Annotated in this window: 14 protein-coding genes; 6 read left to right on the top strand and 8 right to left on the bottom strand. The window is 55.2% G+C overall.

The annotated features are described in order from the left end of the window. Nucleotides 1-72: 72 nt before the first annotated feature. Entirely contained in the window at nt 73-2,994 is a 2,922-nt protein-coding gene (locus JT718_RS18430) for an alpha/beta hydrolase family protein (RefSeq protein WP_205504267.1), read from the top strand. Between the two features lie 140 nt (nt 2,995-3,134). Next, the gene (locus tag JT718_RS18425; RefSeq protein WP_205504266.1) at nt 3,135-3,506 is read left to right on the top strand and encodes a spore germination protein GerW family protein; all 372 of its coding nucleotides are present in this window, start codon (nt 3,135-3,137) and stop codon (nt 3,504-3,506) included. A gap of 87 nt (nt 3,507-3,593) precedes the next feature. On the opposite strand, the gene JT718_RS18420 is transcribed toward JT718_RS18425, so the two are convergent. Continuing rightward, nucleotides 3,594-4,289, bottom strand: a complete 696-nt coding sequence (locus tag JT718_RS18420) for a glycoside hydrolase family 25 protein (protein WP_205504265.1) — start codon at nt 4,287-4,289, stop codon at nt 3,594-3,596. A gap of 235 nt (nt 4,290-4,524) precedes the next feature. Between JT718_RS18420 and lptB the strand changes: the two genes are divergently transcribed. Both lptB and JT718_RS18410 read left to right on the top strand, forming a co-directional pair. Continuing rightward, nucleotides 4,525-5,256 (top strand): LPS export ABC transporter ATP-binding protein, encoded by a 732-nt coding sequence (gene lptB, locus JT718_RS18415; protein WP_205504264.1) that lies wholly within the window; start codon nt 4,525-4,527, stop codon nt 5,254-5,256. A gap of 321 nt (nt 5,257-5,577) precedes the next feature. Next, entirely contained in the window at nt 5,578-7,098 is a 1,521-nt protein-coding gene (locus JT718_RS18410) for a GH3 auxin-responsive promoter family protein (protein WP_510184904.1), read from the top strand. Nucleotides 7,099-7,516: 418 nt separating this feature from the next. Here JT718_RS18410 and JT718_RS18405 read toward each other — a convergent pair whose 3' ends face one another. From JT718_RS18405 to gltX, 3 genes are all read right to left on the bottom strand, one after another. Beyond that, nucleotides 7,517-8,278 (bottom strand): TIGR00266 family protein, encoded by a 762-nt coding sequence (locus JT718_RS18405; protein WP_205504263.1) that lies wholly within the window; start codon nt 8,276-8,278, stop codon nt 7,517-7,519. 14 nt (nt 8,279-8,292) lie between these two features. Beyond that, complete coding sequence (locus JT718_RS18400; RefSeq protein ID WP_205504262.1) at nt 8,293-8,658, bottom strand: hypothetical protein; 366 nt, start codon at nt 8,656-8,658, stop codon at nt 8,293-8,295. A gap of 228 nt (nt 8,659-8,886) precedes the next feature. After that, nucleotides 8,887-10,425, bottom strand: a complete 1,539-nt coding sequence (gene gltX / locus JT718_RS18395; RefSeq protein WP_205504261.1) for a glutamate--tRNA ligase — start codon at nt 10,423-10,425, stop codon at nt 8,887-8,889. Nucleotides 10,426-10,636: 211 nt separating this feature from the next. Here gltX and JT718_RS18390 point away from each other — a divergent pair, with 211 nt between their 5' ends. Further along, the gene (locus tag JT718_RS18390; RefSeq protein ID WP_205504260.1) at nt 10,637-11,593 is read left to right on the top strand and encodes a YihY/virulence factor BrkB family protein; all 957 of its coding nucleotides are present in this window, start codon (nt 10,637-10,639) and stop codon (nt 11,591-11,593) included. 241 nt (nt 11,594-11,834) lie between these two features. Here the strand turns inward: JT718_RS18390 and JT718_RS18385 are convergent, their stop codons facing one another. Continuing rightward, complete coding sequence (locus tag JT718_RS18385; RefSeq protein ID WP_205504259.1) at nt 11,835-12,218, bottom strand: RidA family protein; 384 nt, start codon at nt 12,216-12,218, stop codon at nt 11,835-11,837. A gap of 48 nt (nt 12,219-12,266) precedes the next feature. Here JT718_RS18385 and JT718_RS18380 point away from each other — a divergent pair, with 48 nt between their 5' ends. After that, the gene (locus JT718_RS18380; protein WP_205504258.1) at nt 12,267-12,668 is read left to right on the top strand and encodes a hypothetical protein; all 402 of its coding nucleotides are present in this window, start codon (nt 12,267-12,269) and stop codon (nt 12,666-12,668) included. Between the two features lie 598 nt (nt 12,669-13,266). Here JT718_RS18380 and JT718_RS18375 read toward each other — a convergent pair. The 3 genes from JT718_RS18375 to glmS form a co-directional block, all read right to left on the bottom strand. Next, the gene (locus JT718_RS18375; protein ID WP_205504257.1) at nt 13,267-14,535 is read right to left on the bottom strand and encodes a DUF1501 domain-containing protein; all 1,269 of its coding nucleotides are present in this window, start codon (nt 14,533-14,535) and stop codon (nt 13,267-13,269) included. A 21-nt stretch (nt 14,536-14,556) separates the two neighbouring features. Then, nucleotides 14,557-16,569, bottom strand: a complete 2,013-nt coding sequence (locus JT718_RS18370; protein ID WP_205504256.1) for a DUF1800 domain-containing protein — start codon at nt 16,567-16,569, stop codon at nt 14,557-14,559. Between the two features lie 430 nt (nt 16,570-16,999). Continuing rightward, the gene (gene glmS / locus JT718_RS18365; RefSeq protein ID WP_205504255.1) at nt 17,000-18,838 is read right to left on the bottom strand and encodes a glutamine--fructose-6-phosphate transaminase (isomerizing); all 1,839 of its coding nucleotides are present in this window, start codon (nt 18,836-18,838) and stop codon (nt 17,000-17,002) included. Nucleotides 18,839-18,865 lie beyond the last annotated feature (27 nt).

Here is an 18,865-nt window from a genome sequence, read left to right as displayed (position 1 = left end):
TATTTCTCTGCGCTAAAAGCTGTACCTTACAGACTGCTACATTCTTACAAACAACCTACTTCCATTTCTACCATGAACTCAAAATTTCTTCTGGTGGGGCTCCTGTTAGGGGCCGGCGCGCTGACGGCGCAGGCGCAGGCGCCCACCAAGAAAGTCCTGACCCATGAGGTGTACGACTCCTGGAAGAGCATTGAGGCAGACTCGCTCTCCCATGACGGGAAATACCTGCTGTATGCCGTAAACCCGCAGGAGGGCGACGGCGTTCTGCACCTCCGGGACCTGACCAAGAACACCAACCAGCTCTTCCCTAGGGGCTACCGCAGCGCCTTTACCGCCGACAGCCGCTTCGCCATCTTTCAGGTAAAGCCTGCGTTTGCCGCCACGCGGCAGGCTAAACTTAAAAAGAAGAAGCCCGAGGAAATGCCCAAAGACTCCCTGGCCATTCATGACTTGGGCAAGGGAACCACGCAGTACGTGGCGCGGGTGAAAGCCTACAAACTGCCCAAGAGCAACGGTGAATGGGTGGCCTACCACCTGGAGGCTCCGTTGGCTGCTAAGGCCGCCAAAGACACCACCAAAGCCAAAACCCCGGCTCCAGCCCCCAGTAAACCCGCGGGCCGAGGCGCCGGCACTTCTAAAAAGGATGAGGGAACTGCCTTGGTGGTGCGCCACTTGCCCTCTGGGCAGGAATACACGTTTGACCGCGTCACTGACTTCCTGTTCACCGAGAAAGGCAACATGCTGTTCTTTGTGAAAGCCGAGAAAGACTCCCTGCACAAAGCCGGGGTGTTTGCCTTTAACACGGCCTCGCGCAAGGCCATGCCCGTAGATACTGGCCGCGTGACGTACAAGAATCTGGCACCAGACAAGGCCGGCGAGCAACTGGCGTTTGTGGCCAGCAAAGACAGTACGGGCAAAGACCTGCGCTATTTCCAGCTGCTGCACTGGGCCGCCAAAGACAACAAAGCCAAAGTAGTGGCCGATACCGCTTACAAAGGCATGCCCGCGAAGTGGATGGTGAGTGAGCACGCGCAACTGGGCTTCTCAGACAAAGGCGACCGTCTGTTCTTCGGCACGTTCCCGCGTCCTACCCAGTACGAGAAAGACACCACCAAGCTGGACGAGGAGAAAGTAAGCCTGGACGTGTGGACCTACCGTGACCCCTTGATCCAGCCCATGCAGCTGAAGCAGCTGGAGCGCGAGCAGAAGCGGTCGTTTTTGGCCGTTTATGACTTAAAAGGCAAGAAAATGGTGCAGCTGGCTACGCCCGAAATCCCGGATGTGGCCCTGAACCCGGGCCGTACCGCTGATGTGGCGGTGGGCACCAGCAACGTCAATTACCTCATGAGCGTAGGCTATGACTCGCCCTCCAGACAGGATGCGTGGCTCATCAACCTGAAAGACGGCAGCCGCAAACTGGCCGTGAAAGACACCCGCGGCACGCCCCGGCTTTCGCCCGCCGGCAAGTTCCTGTACTGGTACGAGCCGCAGGACAGCTCCTGGAAAGCCATGTCCGTGAAGGCCAGCACACCAGTGAACCTCACCAAAAAGCTGAAAGTGGCCTTCTACGATGAGCAGAACGACATGCCCATGCTCCCAGACGATTACGGCCTCACCGGCTGGACCAAAGATGATGCCTATCTGCTGGTAAACGACCGTTACGACATCTGGCGCCTGGACCCCACCGGCAAAGCCCAGGCCGTGAACCTCACCGATGGCTATGGCCGCCAGAACAACCTGCAGTTCCGCTACCTGAGCCTGGACCCCAGCCAGCGCGTGGTGCCCCTGGAAGAAAAACTGCTGCTGCGCACCCTTGACCTGAAAACCAAAGACGCCGGCTTCTACACCGACCATGTGACCAAGGCCGGCGCTCCGCAGAGGGTGCTCATGCAGCCGTACAGCTTCAGCAGTGTGCGCAAAGCCAGAAACAGCGACCGCCTGACCTTTAGAAAAGCCAGCTTTCAGGAGTACTCAGACGTGTGGGTGACCAACACCAGCTTTAGCGCGCCGCAGAAGGTCAGCAATGCCAACCCGCAGCAAAGCGAGTACCTGTGGGGCAGCGTGGAACTGGTTGACTGGAAGTCAGACAACGGGGTTCCGCTGGAAGGCCTGCTGTTCAAACCAGAGAACTTTGACCCCAACAAGAAGTACCCCATGCTGGTCTACTTCTACGAGCGCAACGCCGAGACCCTGCACAACTACCGCACCCCAGCACCCAGTGCCTCTACCATCAACATTCCGTTGTTCGTGAGCCAGGGCTACCTGGTGTTTGTGCCCGACATTGTCTACAAAGACGGCTACCCCGGCGAGAGCGCCTACCACAGCATTATCCCGGGTGTGCAGCGCCTGGTGGCCAAGGGCTTCGTGGACGAGAAGAACATGGCCTTGCAGGGGCAAAGCTGGGGCGGCTACCAGGTGGCCTATCTGGTCACGCGCACCAACATGTTCAAGGCCGCCATGGCCGGGGCCCCGGTGACCAACATGACCAGCGCCTACGGCGGAATCAGGTGGGAGAGTGGCATGAGCCGCCAGTTCCAGTATGAGCGCACCCAGAGCCGCATTGGCGGTACCCTGTGGGAGAAGCCCATGCAGTACATTGAGAACTCGCCCCTGTTCTTCGCGCCCAAGATTGAAACCCCGCTCATGATGATGGCTAATGATAATGACGGAGCCGTTCCGTGGTACCAGGGCATTGAGATGTTCATGGCCCTGCGCCGCCTCAACAAACCGGTGTGGCTGCTGGTGTACAACGGCGAGGCGCACAACCTCATGCAACGCAAGAACCGCAAAGACCTTTCGGTGCGCATGTCGCAGTTCTTTGACCATTACCTGAAAGGGGCCCCGGAGCCGGTCTGGATGAAGAAAGGCGTGCCAACCCTGGTGAAAGGCAAGGAGTACGGCTTAGAACTGATTGAGCAACCTGCCACCGCTACCCCAACGCCGGGGCAGCAGCCTGCGGCAAACCCAACGGCCCAACCCTCAGCCAGCAAATAGCGGTTTTTCGCGCCGCTTTCCTGAAAACACCCCCAAAACGCCCGGCTTCTGGAAAGAGGTCGGGCGTTTTTGCGCTGTTAAGGGCAGCAACTTTCTATACAAGAGGTGGGTAGAAGCGGAACAACAAGAATCAGAACACCATGTCAGAAACTACCCCACAGGACAGAAACATAGGCGCCACGGTGGCCAGCAGTCTTAATCAGAACGCCTCCCTTCAGAACATATTTGGCAGTCCTATAGAAACTCAGGGCAAGACCATTATCCCGGTGGCGCAGGTGGCCATGGGGCTGGGCGGCGGCTACGGGCGGGGCAAGAAGCTAGCGGAGGAAACCGATAACGCCCAAGGCGAGGGAGCCGGGGCCGGCGGAGGGCTGTACACCATTCCCAGGGGAGTATTTGAGATCACGGCCAAAAGGACCCGGTTTGTTCCGATGTACTCGCCTGGTCATTTCCTGCTGGGCACTGCCGTAGGGCTGCTGCTGGGCTGGTGGTTGGCGAGGAGAAAGGAGTGAAAGGAAGTCTATGCCTGGTACTTCTGACGAGAAGGGACAAATCTTTCGGTTTTAGGCCTGTTTTGCGGAAATAAGCCCAGAAACAGGCTATTCGTTCTGCGCCATGGTGCCGGTAGACACGGGCAGGGCAGGCACGCAGAAGGTGTTCAGCGCCTGTACATCGCCGTAAAACCAGTTTACGTCTACCGGGGTGGCAATGCCGTCTACCACGCCTTTCTCTGAGTACTGCCAGAACGCCATTTTATCCTTGGTGTGCGTGGTGGGCTCGGCGTTCTGGTAGCGGGCAATCCAGAAAGGATACTCCGGGAAGTAGCCCCGCAGCTTGCTGTTGTAGTACATCTGGTGCGTGTAGAGAATGGGACGCACGCCATAGTGGGCCTCAATGGCGGTCAGCCACCGCCGGATGTCGCTGCGCAACTGGGCATCCGGAATGTCGGGCGCGAATGTCTCTATGTCCAGCACCGGGGCCAGGTCGCCGGGCTCTAGTGTAACGGCGCTTTTGAAATGCTCCAGCTGCTTCTCCACGTCTACCCAGGGCAAGTAAAAGTGGTACGCCCCGCGCTTCACGCCCTGCTGGCGGGCCTGCTCCCAGTTACGGTCAAAATACGGGTCTTTGTGAAAATCACCCTCGGTGGCCTTGATGAACGCGAAATGCACGTTTGAGTCTTTCACCTGCTCCCAGTTGACCTCTTTCTGGTAGCGCGATACATCAATCCCGTGCAGGAACGAAGGGCCCGAATTGGCACTCCCCAGCAGCAGGCAGCAACTCAGTACCACTGCCATTTTACCAACCCGGCCAATTGCTTTCTTTGCGTGTGCGAACATGAATAGACTACCTGAAGAAAAGAGTAGTAAAAGGTACGAGGAACCGGGCATTTCTGCAACAAATAGGGCTCTCTTACAGCAGTTTATTTGATAAATGCAACTAGGCAGGCAAACCTTCTAACCCAGGCACACGTAGGGCAAGCTCTTACGCGTTACCTTACCACATCTGAGGTTTATTCCTTAATTTTAGGCAATGATCTTACGTTCCGAACACCTATTCAAAAAATATAAGTCTCGCACGGTTGTCAACGATGTGAGTGTGGAAGTAAACCAAGGGGAGATTGTAGGGCTGCTGGGACCCAACGGGGCCGGTAAAACCACTTCTTTCTACATGATTGTGGGGCTGGTGAAACCCAACTCCGGGCGTATTTTCCTGGACCAGGAAGACATCACCGAGCTGCCCATGTACCGCCGCGCCAAGAAAGGCGTAGGGTACCTGGCCCAGGAGGCATCGGTGTTCCGCGACCTCACGGTAGAGGAGAACATCATGTCGGTGCTGGAGATGACCGATAAAACCAAGCAGGAACGCCGCGACAAGGTGGAGGAACTCCTGGAGGAATTCTCGCTCACGCACGTGCGCAAGAACAAAGGGGTAGTGCTCTCCGGGGGCGAGCGCCGTCGCACCGAGATTGCCCGCGCCCTGGCCGTAGACCCGTCGTTTGTGCTCCTGGACGAACCTTTTGCCGGGGTAGACCCCATTGCCGTGGAGGAGATCCAGACCATTGTGGCCAAACTGAAGACCAAGAACATCGGCATTCTCATTACCGACCACAACGTGAACGAGACCCTTTCCATCGTAGACCGCGCGTACCTGCTGTTTGAGGGCAAAATCCTGAAAGCCGGCACCGCCGAGGACCTGGCCGCCGATGAACAGGTACGCCGCGTGTACCTGGGCAAGCACTTTGAGCTGAAGCGGAAAGTCTAGAAAATTGCTGATTGTTGCTCTTAAATGGAACCCTTCTTTTATCATCCTGGAAGGATCTTGTGGGCCAACTAGAAAGGCTTTTTTTCAGCGCAATTACCGTTTGCAACCAAGATCCTTCCAGGTTGACAAACAGGGGAGGGGTGGTGTCCTGGCTTACATTGTTGGTTAGAAACTTAATTTCTGAAGAGCAGTACAAGCACATATTCCAGCGCTTACAGCGGTTGCCTCTCTTGATCAACAGCCTCATCAAAGTGACTACTGACAACCTGAAAATGTAAGCAGGTTCAAGACAACCAACAACCAACAACTAACAATCAGATAGTGGAGATAATCAATTCGCTGGTAACGTGGGTCATGAAGAAGAGGATTCATCAGATTGATCTCTTCCGGAAGTACCCGCATGATGTTCAAAACGAGTTGTTTACGAACCTCATCACTACCGCCCGCAACACCGAATGGGGCCAGAAATACGGCTATTCAGATAAGCTGAGCGTGCGCGAGTTTCAGGAGCGGGTGCCTGTCTGCGCCTATGAAGACCTGTACCCGTACATTGAGCGCGTCTTGCGCGGCGAGCAGAATGTGCTGTGGCCCAGCAAGGTAGAGTGGTTCGCCAAATCATCGGGCACCACCAACGCGCGCAGCAAATTTATTCCCGTTACCCCCGAGGCGCTGGAAGACTGTCACTACAAAGGCGGCAAAGACATGCTGTCTATCTACGTGAACAACTACCCAGACACCAAGGTCTTCACCGGCAAAGGACTCTCCATCGGCGGGAGCCATCACCCCAACGATTTCAACAGCAACACCCGCTGCGGCGACGTTTCGGCAGTGATCATGCAGAACCTGCCCATCTGGGCCGAAGCCATGCGCACGCCGCCGCTCAAAGTGGCGCTCATGGACAAGTGGGAGGAGAAGATTGAGAAGATGGTGGAGATTACCGTCAAAGAAAACGTGACCAGCCTCTCGGGCGTGCCTACCTGGACCTACGTGCTCCTGAACCGTATTCTGGAGACAACCGGGGCCAAAGACATTACAGAGGTGTGGCCTAACCTGGAGGTGTTCACCCACGGAGCCGTGGCCTTTGGGCCGTACCGGGAGTTGTTCAAGCAGTTGATTCCCTCAGAGAAGATGAACTACCTGGAGGTGTACAACGCCTCGGAAGGCTTCTTCGGGATACAGGACGAGCCCAGCCTCAAAGACGAGATGCTCCTGATGCTGGATTACGGCGTGTTCTACGAGTTTATTCCGGTAGACCAGATGGACGAGCCCAACCCCAAAGTACTCACCCTGGACCAGGTAGAACTGGGCAAGAACTACGCCCTAATCATCTCTACCAACGCTGGGCTGTGGCGCTACAAAATTGGCGATACCGTTAAGTTCACCTCGCTGGACCCCTACCGCATCAAAATATCAGGAAGAACCAAGCATTTCATCAATGCCTTCGGCGAGGAAGTGGTGGTAGAGAACGCAGAGACGGCCATTACCAAGGCCTGCGAAGCTACTGGTGCCACCATCACTAACTTCACCGCCGCGCCTATCTATTTTGAAGGCAAAAGCAAAGGCGGCCACCAGTGGGTGATTGAGTTCTCCCAGCCACCGTCCAGCCTGGAGCGCTTTACCGAGGTGCTGGACCAGACCCTGCGCAGCATTAACTCAGATTATGATGCCAAACGGCACAAGGATCTGGCCCTGCAGGCTCCTTTGATCACCGTGGCCCCGTCGGGCGCCTTCCTGAACTGGTTGCAGCACAAAGGCAAACTGGGCGGCCAGCACAAAGTACCCCGCCTGTCTAACAACCGCGAGTACCTGGAGGAGATTCTGGCGGTGAATCATCTGGGGTAAAAGTCACGCCACCCTTTGACTGTGTTCATTTGGCAACGTGTTCCTGATAGCCTAATCAGATTTCATTTCCTCAGGTAGGCAGATTCTCCCCTTGAGGGGAGTTAGAGGGGTGTTTATATGGAGCGCCTGCCTCTGCGTCTCCTCGGTCTGCCCCCTGACAGACCGAAACAGGTAGCTGCACTGTGGTTGGCCTGTCAGGGGACAGTCCAAGGAGGCGGGAGATTTTGGAGGTAAATCACCTGAAGCAGGTTGTCATGGAGTCATTTCCCTAAATGTACAGGCAGTGGGTAGAGACAGGGTACTGCTTTGTCTCTACCGTATCTGAACTGCATTTCAAGCGTGCTTTCCCAAAAACAGGCCTAAAACTCAAAACACCGCTTTTAGCGGTGTTTTGGTAAAACTGTATTAAAAAAGCCTTCTACTCCAGGAAGCTGCTCAGCAAACCGCCTTCTTTGTTGGCGTTTCCGCCGTGCGGCATCAAGGCCTGGATTAGTTTTTTGATAGGCATGGACTGAATCCAGACGCGGCCGGTGCCTCTGAGGGTGGCCAGGAACAGCCCCTCGCCGCCGAATACCATAGAGCGCAGGCCACCGGCCCGCTCAATGTCAAAATCAATTCCGTTCTCAAAGGCGACCACGCAGCCGGTGTCAATGCGCAGGGTCTCGTTGTGCAGGTGACGCTCAATGATGGTGCCGCCCGCGTGGATGAAGGCCAGGCCATCGCCGGTGAGGCGCTGCATGATAAAGCCCTCGCCCCCGAAGAAGCCGGCCCCCAGCCGTTGGTTGAAATGCAGGGCAATCTTGGTGCCCAAAGCCGCCGCCAGGAAACCGTCTTTCTGCACAATGAGTCCGTTGGGGAACTCCGCCAGATTGATGGGCATGATGGTGCCCGGGTAAGGTGCCGAGAAGCCTACTTTGGCTTTGCCGTACCCGCGGTGGGTGAAGTGCGTCATGAACAGAGACTCACCGGTGATCATGCGGCTCCCCGCTTGCATCAGCTTCCCGAAGAAGCCGGAGCTGGGGTTGGAGCCATCGCCCATTTTGGTTTCAAACTGAATGCCGTCTTCCATGAACACCATGGCGCCGGCCTCGGCGATCACGGTTTCCTGCGGGTCCAGTTCTACTTCCAGTACCTGAATGTCTGCGCCGTAAATGCGGTAGTCTACTTCGTGGGATCTCATATGGGAGGTTAGGTTTATTTTTTCTTGCCTCGGGGGGCCGACGGCTCCTCTCCCTTGCCGGGGAGGTCGTCGTCCTCGTCATCGTCTAAAGATGTCCCGCTCTTGAAGAAATCCTCCTCGTTCTCCTCCTCATCCACGGTTTCCTCAATGGGAAATTCCTCGTCTTCTTCCTGCGGCCGTTTCTTGCCCTGGTCGCCCACCAGTTTCTTGTCGGTGACGTTGCGGTCCAGGAAGGCGTTCAACTGGTCAATGTTGAAGTTAGAGGTAATATCGCCCAGGGGATTGATCTTGATCTCAAAGCCTTCCAGCTCGGGGTGTACCTTCGCTTTCTTTTCGGGCTTGTTTTCTTTTTTGTCTTTATCTGCCTTTTTCTTCGCCATGGTAGTAACCGTTGCACCAGGCCCAGCCAAGAAAGCGGCCCGGTTTGTTCTTTTTTACTACAAACGGGAAATGCGGCAGAAGGATAAACGAATTAAAAAGAAACCGCCGTCTTAAGCAAGCAACAAGGGCTTATTTAAAACGGCGGTTTTACTATGAAGTGCTGGAAAAGCGTTTCAGGGCTGTTTTGCCTAAATCAGCCTTGAAACGTGCTCTGTGGAAAGCGGAGCTTAGGCGGCGTACTGGGCCAGTCTGCTCAGGGCGGCGTCAATGCGCTGCTCGGTTTCCTCTCTGCCGATGATCTCAATGATAGCCATCAAGTCCGGACCGGCTTCTACACCGGTCAACGCAATACGCAAGGCTTGCATCACCTGACCTATTTTGAGGCCGTTTCTTTCCAGAACCTGTAAAAGCAGGGCTTTCACGGTATCGGCGTTGAAATCAGATAAAGAGCCCAGCTCGTTTCTGAATTGCTCAAACGCACCAGCGGCGGCGGCTGACCATTTCTTGGCGGCTACCTGCTCATTGTACTGCGTAGGGGCCACGAAGAAGTAAGAAGCTTCTTTCCAGAAATCCTGCGGGAAGGTCACGCGCTCTTTCATGAGGCTCACAATCTTCTCGGCGCGCTCTTCAGAGCAGGCAATGCCTTGCTCGGGCAGGGCGGCCAGCAGGTACTGGGCCAGCTCGGCGTCTGGTTTAGCGCGCAGGTACTGCTCATTGTACCAACGGGCTTTCTGGATATCGAAACGGGTACCGGACTTACCGATGCGCTCAATGCTGAAGGCCTCAATCAGTTCCTCCATGGTGAAGAGTTCCTGCTGCGTGCCCGGGTTCCAGCCCAGGAAAGCCAGGAAGTTGATGAAGGCCTCTGGTAAATAACCGCTTTCACGGTAGCCGCTGGAAACCTCCTGGGTCACCGGGTCTACCCAACGCAGCGGGAACACCGGGAAGCCCAGTTTATCGCCGTCGCGCTTGCTCAGTTTGCCGTTACCGTCTGGCTTCAGAAGCAAAGGCAAGTGCGCGAACTCCGGCATGGTGTCTTCCCAACCCAAATAGCGGTACAGGAGCACGTGCAGCGGCGCGCTAGGCAACCACTCCTCGCCTCTGATCACGTGGGTGATGCCCATGAGGTGGTCATCCACAATGTTGGCCAGGTGGTAGGTTGGCATGCCGTCTGATTTCATCAGAACTTTATCGTCCAGGGCAGAAGAGTGCACCATCACCCAACCACGGATCATGTCTTTCAGGCGTACTTCCTCCTTGCGGGGCACTTTCAGGCGGATGACGTAGGGTTCGCCGCTTTCCAGTCTGCGTTTCACCTCGTCCTCGGGCAGGGTGAGGGAGTTCTTCATGGTGGCGCGGGTGATGGCGTTGTATTGCGGGGTAGCTACTTTGGCGGCCTTGAGGCGGTCGCGCATGGCGTCCAGCTCCTCGGCGGTGTCAAAGGCATAATAGGCGTGGCCGGCTTCTACCAATTGCAGCGCGTACTGCATGTACATGGGCTTGCGCTCAGACTGGCGGTAAGGCGCATGGGGGCCGCCGTGCACCGGGCTTTCATCCAGCTGAATGCCGCACCAGGCCAGGCTGTCAAAGATGTATTGCTCTGCGCCGGGCACAAAGCGGGTTTGGTCAGTATCTTCAATGCGCAGCAACATTTTGCCGCCCATCTTCTTCGCGAACAGATAATTATACAGCGCCGTGCGCACCCCGCCAATGTGCAAAGGCCCGGTTGGGCTAGGGGCAAAGCGTACTCGTACTTCTCTTTCCATGGTATATAGGTATTTCAATAGCGGTGCAAAAGTACGGTATTTCAGGCCTTTCCTGAAATTTTACCCTTAAAACCTTGCCGCGCCGCCGGGTGCATTTCTAAACGCGGGGGCTTCCTCTGGTTTTGGGGCTGTTTTGCAGAAAGTAGCTGCTTTTCAGGGTGTTTGTAAACCTCTTGGGTGGTGTACGTATGAAGAGGAAAATTTAGCGAAGATGCTGCGAGAGAAGTTCAAAGAGGGCTGGGGTATCACAAAGGAGGTCTTCGGGGATTTCCTGGACAATAACTCTTTTCAGAAAGGGGCCGCCCTGGCTTACTACACCATCTTCGCGTTGCCGCCCATCCTCATCATCATCATCAATACCGCCGGGGCTATCTTTGGCCGCGAGGCTGTGCGGGGGCAGGTGTACAGCCAACTGCGCGAACTCCTGGGCCGCAAGGGTGCCTCAGACATTCAGGAGATGGTGGAGAACATCAACCACGCCGCCGACTTTACCTTTGCTACCGTGATTGGGGTGATTACCTTGCTCATTGGGGCCACCGGAGTGTTTGTGTCTCTGCAGGAGTCTCTGAACCAGATCTGGGGCGTGAAGCCCAAACCCCGCAATGAGTACCTCAAACTGCTCTGGGACCGGTTGCTGTCCTTCGCCATGATCCTAGCCATTGTGTTCCTGCTCTTGGTGAGTTTGGTGATCCATACCGCCGTGGTGGCCATCACCTCTTACCTGACCAACAGAATTGACGAGTCTATCCTGCAGCTCACGCAACTAGCCAATCTGGTAGGCTCTACCGGCGTGGTGATGTTCCTTTTCGCGCTCATCTACAAGTTCCTCCCCGATGCCAAGATCCGGTGGGGCGATGTATGGGTGGGCTCGCTGGTGACGGCGCTGCTGTTCACGCTGGGCAAGTCCATCATTGGGTTTTACTTGGGCAACAGCAATTTCGCCAGCATCTACGGGGCGGCCGGCTCAGTGATTGTGGTGCTCACGTGGGTGTTCTATACCTCGCAGATCGTGTTTCTGGGGGCGCAGTTTACCCTGGTGTACGCCCGCCGCTACGGCACCGATATCTATCCTTCAGACTACGCCGTGCGCGTGATCAACAAAGAGGTAGAGGTAGGCCATACCCCCGTGAACGAAGACGTGGGCCCTAACAAACCAGTGAATGAATAATGTGCTAATGAAGTAATGTGCTGATGTGCTAATAAGGGAATGTGCAAAGGTGGCAATGTGCTGATGCGCCAATTTTGGGATAAAGGGAAGGGGCTTTCATCCAATGTTCAAAGGCTTTTGGGGCCTGTTCATCAGAAAACACGTTTTAGGGCTACTTTCTCAAAACCAGCTTAAAAGCAGTGAACCGTAAGTAACTGCCCCATTAAAAATTGGCACATCAGCACATTGACACCTTTGCACATTAAAACTTCACCGCAATGCAGGAGATTTCCACGTTTACGTCTTTGGGCAGGCGGCTCACCTCCACGGTTTCGCGGGCCGGCGGGTTGCTGGTGAAATAGCTGCCGTAGGTCTCGTTAATGGCCCCGAAGTTGCCCAGGTCTTTCACGAAGATGCTGCATTTCACCACGTTGCTGAAGTCCATGCCAGCTTCCTGAAGGATGAATTGCAGGTTTTTCATAACCTGGTGTGTCTCGGTCTGGATGTCGCCTTGCACCAGTTGCCCGGATTCCTGGTCCAGCGCGATTTGGCCGGAAACATACAGGGTATTGCCGGCTAGTACCGCCTGGCTGTAAGGCCCAATGGGGGCGGGGGCAGATTTGCTTTCTATGATGTTGGTTGCCATAAAAGGAGTGGTTTATCAGTATCTTTACGGGCCTAAAGGTACAGAAATATGAATACATTGCTTTTGGCCACCCCCGAACAGGAAGAAGAGTACAGCCTGAAATTCCGGAACCGAGCCTTCCTGCACATACAAGACCCCGCCGAGCTGAAAGCCTGGCTCCCGCAAGCCGATATTGTGTTTGACTTGTTTCTGCACGAGCAACCCGAACGGGTAGAGCAGTATAACCAGCAAGGCAAAGGCGAAAAGCTTACGGTGTTTTTTGACGCCAACGGAGTAGACCTGGCGGGTTTGGCCGCCGCCTACGCCCCCCTGAACTTCCATCTGGTGGGACTGAAAGGCTCCCCCTTGTTCAACCGCGAAACCATAGAAGTCCGCATCCTGAGCGATGCTTCCAAACGCGCGGTAGACAAATCATTTGTATTCCTGGCTTCTCTGTACAAGCTGGTGTAAAGTTGTTTTAGGCCTGATTTCCCTATAAAGGCTCTAAAACGAGGAAAAGCAGCAAAAAAAAGTTTGAATGAACCTCTCTCTCGCTGGCGCGAGCGTCCCGCTCGTGTCCGCACGCATTGCGGAACATCCCTTTTTATCCTCCTGAAAGGATTTTCCAAGCTTCAACCTTGGTCTGTCCCCTGACAGACCAAACCAGTGCCGCCTACACTTCTAATGTCGTTGGTCTGTCAGGGGACAAACCAAGGGGAGGCATTCCCGAGAATATTTGATTCACACACTCCTTTCATCTTGGAAAGATCTTGTGGGCGTACTAGACAAGCACTGGAGAAACGACTTTGCCGTTTGCGCACAAGATCCTTTCAGGATGACAAAATAGAGAGAATGGGATTGCCATTCGGTATGCGTGCGGACACGAGCGGGACGCTCGCGCCAGCGAAAAGCAAAGGATAGTTCAAATCTGCTCGCAATCTAGCTGTGCAAGTTGGATAAACGGTAGGGCTTGTTTTAGGGGTGTTTTCCTCAAAGGGAGCCCTAAACAGAAAAGGGAGGCGCCAAAACGCTTCCCTCTTCTGTTTAGGGCTGGTATCGGCCAACCAAATCAGCTTTGGCGCATCACGCCAATTTTGGGTCCATCCCATTCAGGGAAGAGCACGTGTTCTTTCTGGATGTGGAGGTGTTTTCCGGCTACTTCGCTGAAAATGCTTCGGAAATCGGTGGTGACGGGAAGGTCGCGGCCATCTTCCAGGTTTTCCTTGGCTAAGACCGGAACGGTGCCGTGCACCAGGCCACCTTGTACGTTATTGCCCAGGATGAACATGCAGGAGGCCCGGCCGTGGTCGGTGCCGTGGCTGCCGTTCTGGTGCACGGTACGGCCGAACTCGGTCATGGTCATCACGTCTACCTCGTCCTGGTACGCGTCCAGATCGGTCCAGAAAGCGGTAATGCTTTGGCTGAGGTCGTTCACGTGGCGGGCGAAGGTGCCGTTGGCAGTGCCTTGGTTGTAGTGCGTGTCCCACCCCCCCGATTCGGCAAAGGCAATCTCCAGGCCCACGTCCATTTTAATGAGCTGCGCAATCTGCTTCAGGGCTTTGCCCAGGGAGCTGTTGGGGTACACGGCATTGTTGGCCGGCACGTACTTCTGGGAATCTATTTTCTGGAGCATTTTCACCGCCTCAAAGCTTTCCTTGCCGGCCTTGTTCAGCAGCGAGGAAGACGTCTGGTCATAAAGGTCCTCAAAGTTCTGGGAGGCTAACTTGGCGCCCTGCTGGTTGCCCCGCATCTGAATCCCGAAGTCCTGGATGCTGCTGATGGCAATGGCCGCGTGGTCGCCGTAGAAAGAACGGGGCAGGGAAGAGGTAAGGCTCACCGCCTGAAACGGAGTGGCGGCCTCATGGCCCAGCAGTCCCACGGCCCGGTTGAGCCAGCCGCTGGGCGTGCCCTTGTGAAAGGGCGTGCCGGCCTCCATGAAATCCTGGGCATCAAAGTGCGACCGGGTAGGGTTGGGGGAGCCCATGCCGTGCACAATGGCCAGCCTATTCTCCCGGAACAACGGCTCAAACGCCCGCATGGACGGGTGCAGTCCAAACCGACCATCCAGGTCTATGAGCGGATTACTGGCCGTCTGGGCCGCCGACATGAACAGACTGGGCCGGGCTTGTTTCAGGTACTCATCAGTGAACGGAGACACGGCCATGAGTCCGTCCATGGCGCCGCGCTGGAAGATGCACACCAGGACCTTGTTCTTCTTGTAGGGCCGCACCAGTTTGCTGCTGCGGGCGGCCTCTGCTAGAAAGTTGGGGATTCCTCCCAGGCTGGCCGCAAAGAGCGCCAAAGCCCCCGATTTCAAAAATCCTCTTCTGGTAGTCATGCTTGCTTGGCGTTAAAGAAGTTATCTGCGCTGGAACTCCGGTGACCCGATGATGATGCCCACCACCTGGGCGAGCATAGGCGCGTTGTCTTTGCCGGATGGTGCCGCCGTGGGCTTCGCGGCCGAAGCCGTGCGCTGGGGCTTGCTTGGTTTGGCGGGTTTTGCCTCCTGTTGCCCCATCATCATGGTCTCCTCCTCCGGTTCACTGGTTTCTGCCTGGGCTGGCTGCTGAACCTTGCTGGCGGCAACGCCTACCTTTTGGCTGAAGCCGGGATCGTAGAGCGTAGGGGTAAGCCGCCTAATGGTCTGCTCCAGGTCCCGCTCAGGGAGTAAGTGCTGGCTGTACGTGAGCAAGGCCGCCTCGGCGCTTTCGGGTTCCCGGTGCTGGTTGAGCGCCATCAGATCAAACGAAATGCCCTTTATCTTCTGGGCCGCTAGGGCCAACCCGAAGTTCATGCGGTTGAGCAGGGAGCCGGTGTTGATCCAGTAGGTGCCCCGGTCCGGGAAACCCGTGGGGGCCTGGTACCTGTACATCTGCTCACCCATCTTGGCAATCCAGTTATAGAGTTGGTACGGCTCCTGCACCTCGGCATTGAGGCTGCGCACCGAGCTGATGGCCAACTCAAACGGCGACTTGGTTTTTTCGCGCAGGGCTTCCTTGCTCCAGAACTCCGGCGCGGAGACCATGGTCACCAGCACCTGCTGAATGTCGCCCTCTTTTTCTTTGAAGGTTTTGGCCATCTTGTCAACCAGGGATTGGGGCGGCGTGTCATGCACAAACCTGGTGGCCAGTTTAGTGGAGATAAACCTGGCGGTGGAAGGATGCTGGGCCAGCAGCTTGATCAGGCGCAGGCCTTCCTCATAGCCTCCGCCCGCTGGAAAGGTAGTGCCCAGTACCACTTTCTCGCCCTGGTCATGGCGGTTGGCCGCAAACAGGAAGTCCCCGTCCAACACAAAGCCTTGGTACGCAAGCGCCCGGGCTCTGGCAGGTGAGGCGGGCTGAAACCTGGTCACTTTGTACTGGTCCAGCGTGGGATTGATGGTCCAGCCGGTTAAGATGCGGGCTGCCTGGGTCACGTCTTGCTGGGTGTACCCGCCGTCTACGCCCAGGGTGTGCAGCTCCATGATCTCACGGGCATAGTTCTCGTTCAGGCCCTGGTTTTTCCTGACATTTTTGATCTTCTCCACCACTTGCCTCCAAGTGGAGTCTTGTCCCTCCTGGGCATTCAGGGCCTGAAGCTGCCGTTTCTGGGCCTCTTTCTGGGCGGGCGTTAGTGCGGTAGGGGCGGCGGCGCTTTTGTAATTGTCAAGGTAGGCCAGCATAGCCGGCGATTTGGCGGTGGCCAGTAAAATAGCCTCGAACTTGCCCAGCACGTTGGGCCTGATCACATCGCGCTCGTAGGAAAGAATGTAGCGGGCGCAGTTGCGGTTGTATAGCGACACGTTGAAATGATTGAACCAAAAGCTGGTGAGTACTTCCTGCAACTGGTTCTGGGTGTAGGTTGCCCTCAGGATCTTTTGGTTGATGAGTTCTTTTGTCAACTGACCCTCGGCATGAAAGCCTTTTTCCTTCATGAAAGCACTTAGACGGGCTTTGTAGGCCAGCCTGCTTTCCTTGTCGGGAATGTTGTTTCTGGCTTCTTCTTTGGTAATGATTCCCTCATCAATGGCCAGCCTCAGGATTTGGCTGTTGGAGGCGTACGCGTGGGCTATCTGCTCATTGGTCATCTGCAGCGAGGCGAAGCCTGCAAGCTTCTGCTCCAATTCCTGGTCGGGCAGGGTAGTCTGAAGCTGCTGCATAAACCACTTTTCCAGCCCCATCTTTACTACTTCGTCTACCTGGCCCGGCCTGGCACCGAAGGTGAAACGGCTCAGCAAATGCGCTGCCGCCTGCCTTTCGGTGAGGCCCGCCTTTTTGTGGGGGAACTGGAGGGCTTTGGAAGCTGCCTTTTCCCTTTCCCCGGAAGAAGACAAGCAAATGCCCACCAGCAGAACCAACAACACAAAAAAGGAATGTCTGAGGGTGCTTTTCATAGGCTCCGTAGTTAAATGGCTGACAGATAGCGGGCGCGCGGTTTTATTCCTTGCGGTTATTTACAGCTATAGCTGCCTTGTTCTCAATAGAGTAAGTTTATCCGTTTTGGTTTAATTTACTTAAAAAAATAATTTTTGGTACTAAACAGCTCTGATCTCTTTGGTTTGGGCTTAACCAAGTGATAGGAAGCTGGGCAGGGAAAGTAACCTAGCTGACTGAGAAATCTGGCAAGTGTTTTAAAGCCGTTTTCATGAAAACAGGCCTAAAACAAAGAGGAAGTGCATAGAAAGCAGAGGCACACTTAGGTGATTAGATGCTGTAGGTGATTAGAAACAGCTACAAGTAATCAAGCTGTTTTTACAAAATAGATGCAAAAAGAAAAGGGAAGCCGTTGGGCCTCCCTTTTCTTTTTATCATGTAAGCAGCAACTTATTCTACCGTCACTGACTTTGCCAGGTTACGAGGCTGGTCTACGTTACAGCCGCGCATAACGGCAATGTGGTAGCTCAACAGCTGCAACGGAATCACCGAAAGAAGGGGCATTAACGCCTCATGGGTGCTGGGCACCTCAATCACGAACTCTGCCATCTGTGGGATAACAGTATCGCCTTCGGTTACCACCGCAATCACTCTGCCTTTACGGGCTCTTACCTCCTGCACGTTAGAGACAATTTTCTCATAAGAGCTGTCTTTGGTGGCAATAACCACCACCGGCATGTTCTCGTCAATCAGGGCAATAGGGCCATGCTTCATCTCGGCGGCCGGATATCCTTCTGCGTGGATGTAAGAGATCTCCTTCAGCTTGAGCGCTCCTTCCAACGCTACCGGGAAGTTGTATCCACGACCCAGGTAGATAAAGTTGCTGGCATCTTTGAAGATCTCAGAGATGGCCTGGATTTCCTTGTCCAGCTGAAGGGCCTGCTCTACTTTAGCCGGAATCTTTTCCATTTCCAGCATCAACTGACGCAGCGCCGACAGTTCCAGGGTGCCGCGCATCTCGGCCAGCATCATGGCAATCAGCGACAGCACGGTTACCTGGGCGGTGAACGCCTTGGTGCTGGCTACCCCAATCTCAGGACCCGCGTGGGTGTAGGCACCCGCATCAGTAGCCCGGGCAATAGAAGAACCTACCACGTTGCACACCCCAAAGATCATGGCGCCTTTTGACTTGGCCAGCTCCAGAGCAGCCAGCGTATCAGCGGTTTCGCCCGACTGCGAGATAGCAATCACGATATCGCCTTCGCGGATGATGGGGTTACGGTAACGGAACTCAGACGCGTACTCCACTTCCACCGGGATGCGGGCAAACTCCTCAATCATGTACTCGGCTACCAAGCCGGCGTGCCAGGAAGTACCGCAAGCCACAATGATGATGCGGTCTGCGTTCTTAAAGCGTGTAGCGTACTCTCTGATGCTGGACATGGTCAGCTGCGTGTTCTCGGCCACCAGACGGCCGCGCATGCTGTCCATGATGGAACGGGGCTGCTCAAAAATCTCTTTCAGCATGAAGTGCGGATAACCGCCTTTCTCAATGGCTTCCAACTCCAGCTCCAGCTTCTGGATGTACGGCGTCTGTACCACATCTTCCTTGGTACGAATGTCCAGCACACCATCTTTGATCACGGCAACCTCATAGTCGTTGACATACACCACTTCGTTGGTGTACTCAATGATAGGCGTGGCATCAGAGGCCAGGAAGTACTCGCCTTTGCCTACGCCAATCACCAGCGGGCTCCCTTTACGGGCAGCCACCAGTTGGGTAGGAGAGTCGTGAGAGATAACCACAATGGCATACGCGCCTACCACCTCATGCAAGGCCAGGCGTACCGCTTCCGCTAAGGAAACGTTGTTGTTCTTCTGGATGTCCTCAATCAGGTTCACGAACACCTCAGAGTCAGTGTCGCTGTGGAACTCGTAGCCCTTGTTCATCAAGTGCTTCTTCAAGGAAGCGTAGTTCTCAATGATACCATTGTGAATGATAGCAATCTTCTTGGAGCTTGAATAGTGCGGGTGTGCGTTCGCATCGTTCGGCTCACCGTGGGTAGCCCAACGGGTGTGGCCAATACCAATGGTGCTGCTGGTATCCTGGTCACCAATGTATGCCTCTAAGTCAGCAACCTTTCCTTTTTTCTTGAAAACGTTCAGGTTGCCGTTGTTTAATAAGGCAACTCCGGCGCTGTCATACCCCCGATACTCCAGGCGCTTTAATCCTTTTAAAATAATTGGGCAGGCTTCTCTCTGTCCCACGTACGCTACAATTCCACACATGGTGCCGTAATCTTCTGTTTAGCTAAA

This window comes from Rufibacter psychrotolerans (assembly GCF_016924645.1).
GTDB classification, from domain to species: domain Bacteria; phylum Bacteroidota; class Bacteroidia; order Cytophagales; family Hymenobacteraceae; genus Nibribacter; species Nibribacter psychrotolerans.
Note: the sequence above shows the minus strand (reverse complement) of the source record. Positions and strands in the feature narration are given on the sequence as shown.

Bases quoted from the DNA above. Each gene is read 5' to 3' on its own strand.
- JT718_RS18430 (WP_205504267.1), top strand. From the start codon at position 73: ATGAACTCAAAATTTCTTCTGGTGGGGCTCCTGTTAGGGGCCGGCGCG.
- JT718_RS18425 (WP_205504266.1), top strand. From the start codon at position 3,135: ATGTCAGAAACTACCCCACAGGACAGAAACATAGGCGCCACGGTGGCC.
- JT718_RS18420 (WP_205504265.1), bottom strand. From the start codon at position 4,289: ATGGCAGTGGTACTGAGTTGCTGCCTGCTGCTGGGGAGTGCCAATTCG.
- lptB (WP_205504264.1), top strand. From the start codon at position 4,525: ATGATCTTACGTTCCGAACACCTATTCAAAAAATATAAGTCTCGCACG.
- JT718_RS18405 (WP_205504263.1), bottom strand. From the start codon at position 8,278: ATGAGATCCCACGAAGTAGACTACCGCATTTACGGCGCAGACATTCAG.
- JT718_RS18400 (WP_205504262.1), bottom strand. From the start codon at position 8,658: ATGGCGAAGAAAAAGGCAGATAAAGACAAAAAAGAAAACAAGCCCGAA.
- gltX (WP_205504261.1), bottom strand. From the start codon at position 10,425: ATGGAAAGAGAAGTACGAGTACGCTTTGCCCCTAGCCCAACCGGGCCT.
- JT718_RS18390 (WP_205504260.1), top strand. From the start codon at position 10,637: ATGCTGCGAGAGAAGTTCAAAGAGGGCTGGGGTATCACAAAGGAGGTC.
- JT718_RS18385 (WP_205504259.1), bottom strand. From the start codon at position 12,218: ATGGCAACCAACATCATAGAAAGCAAATCTGCCCCCGCCCCCATTGGG.
- JT718_RS18380 (WP_205504258.1), top strand. From the start codon at position 12,267: ATGAATACATTGCTTTTGGCCACCCCCGAACAGGAAGAAGAGTACAGC.
- JT718_RS18375 (WP_205504257.1), bottom strand. From the start codon at position 14,535: ATGACTACCAGAAGAGGATTTTTGAAATCGGGGGCTTTGGCGCTCTTT.
- JT718_RS18370 (WP_205504256.1), bottom strand. From the start codon at position 16,569: ATGAAAAGCACCCTCAGACATTCCTTTTTTGTGTTGTTGGTTCTGCTG.
- glmS (WP_205504255.1), bottom strand. From the start codon at position 18,838: ATGTGTGGAATTGTAGCGTACGTGGGACAGAGAGAAGCCTGCCCAATT.